This window comes from Kitasatospora sp. NPDC007106 (assembly GCF_040634455.1).
In the GTDB taxonomy this organism is placed as follows: domain Bacteria; phylum Actinomycetota; class Actinomycetes; order Streptomycetales; family Streptomycetaceae; genus Kitasatospora; species Kitasatospora arboriphila.
In genome coordinates this window covers 1-1,707 of record NZ_JBEYFP010001095.1, presented here as the reverse complement: position 1 = coordinate 1,707, position 1,707 = coordinate 1, and the positions used below count along the sequence as shown (strand labels likewise).

The following is a 1,707-nucleotide window of genomic DNA, read 5'->3' as shown; positions in this document are numbered from 1 at the left end:
TGGACGCCGACGGCAACGTCCACCTCGCCCTGGACGAGAAGAACAACACCGCCGGGCTCAAGCGGCTGCGCCACAAGCTCCAGGGGATGCTGGGCCAACTCGGCATGCACCCGCACCACTTGCTCTCGCACAGCATCTACCTGCACAAGGGCATGCCGATCGGCGCCACCGCACACCAGGCCGGCACCGTCCGCTTCGGCACCGACCCGGCCGCGTCCGCCCTCGACGTCAACTGCCGGGCCCACGACGTGGACAACCTCTACGTCGTCGACACCTCCTTCTTCCCGAGCATCGGCGCCGTGAACCCCTCGCTCACCGCCATCGCCAACGCGCTCCGGGTGGGCGACCACATCGCCGACCGGCTGCGCTGACCACCCGGACCACACAGGAGAGTTCGCGATGACGACACAGCAGATGGACGCCCTGGTCATCTTCGGGGCCACCGGCGACCTCGCCAAACTGGAGACCTTCCCCGCCCTCGTGGGTCTGGTCGAGCGCGGCGTCCTCGACGTACCGATCGTGGGCGTGGCCAAGGCCGGCTGGGACCTGCAGCAGTTCCGCAACTACGCCGAGGCCTCACTCACCCTCAACGGTATGGACCCCAGGACCCCGGCCGCGACCACGATGCTCGGTCTGTTGCGCTACGTGGACGGCGACCTCGGCGACGACGCCACCTACCGCGCGATGTCCGAGGCCATGGGCGCCGGCGGGCGGGCCCTCTACTACCTCGAGGTCCCTCCGCCGCTGTTCGGCCGGATCGCCCAGGGCATCGCCACCGCGGGCCGGGCCAAGGACGCCCGCATCATGGTCGAGAAGCCCTTCGGCACGGACCTGGCGAGCGCGCGCGCCCTGAACGCCACCATGCACGAGTACTTCCCCGAGGACGCCATCTACCGGGTCGACCACTGGCTCGGGCTCGACCCCGTCGAGAACGTCCTGTTCGCACGCTTCGCCAACTCCGTGATCGAGCCGCTGCTCAACCGCACCCATGTGGAGAGCATCCAGATCACCATGGCGGAGGCCTTCGACGTCTCCGACCGCGGCCGTTTCTACGACCGCACCGGTGCCGTCCGCGACGTGATCCAGAACCACATGCTGCAGGTTCTCGCCACCGTGCTGGCCGACCCGCCGTCCGGGCACGGCCTGAGCGCCTGGCGGGACTCCAAGGCCGTCGCCATCGCCTCGTTGCGGCCACTCGACAACGACCACATCGTGCGCGGACAGTACGACGGGTACCTGGATGTGGACGGCGTGGATCCGAAGTCCACCGTGGAGACCTTCGCCGCGATCCGGCTCACCGCCGACTCCTGGCGCTGGGCCGACGTGCCGATCCTCATCCGGGCCGGAAAGTGCCTGCCGGTGACCGCCACCGAGATCAGCATCCGGTTCCGCAGCGCGCCCCACGACGTCTTCGGCCTGCGCCCGGTGCCTGCCACCAACATGCTCCGCTTCCGGATCTGGCCGGAGACCCAGGTGGCGCTGACCCTCGCCGGCAAGCAACCCGGCGGCGGCTGGCAGGCCAACCACGAGGAGCTCTCCTTCAGCCAGATCCCCGGCTCCGACATGCGCCCCTACGACCGCCTGATCGGCGCCGCCCTCGACGGCGACCGGTGGCTGTTCGCCCGGCAGGACACCGTCGAGGCCGCCTGGCAGATCGTCGACCCGGTCCTCGGCGACGCCGTACCGGTCCACCCCTACGCCCGCGGC

2 protein-coding genes are annotated in these 1,707 nt (G+C 70.0%); both read left to right on the top strand.

Going from position 1 to position 1,707, the window contains the following annotated elements:
* The coding region (locus ABZ641_RS36115; RefSeq protein WP_359988702.1) for a GMC family oxidoreductase at positions 1-371 on the top strand (371 nt) is incomplete at its 5' end.
* Positions 372-399: 28 nt separating this feature from the next.
* Positions 400-1,707: glucose-6-phosphate dehydrogenase (NADP(+)) (locus ABZ641_RS36110; RefSeq protein WP_359988700.1), on the top strand; the 1,308-nt coding region annotated here is incomplete at its 3' end.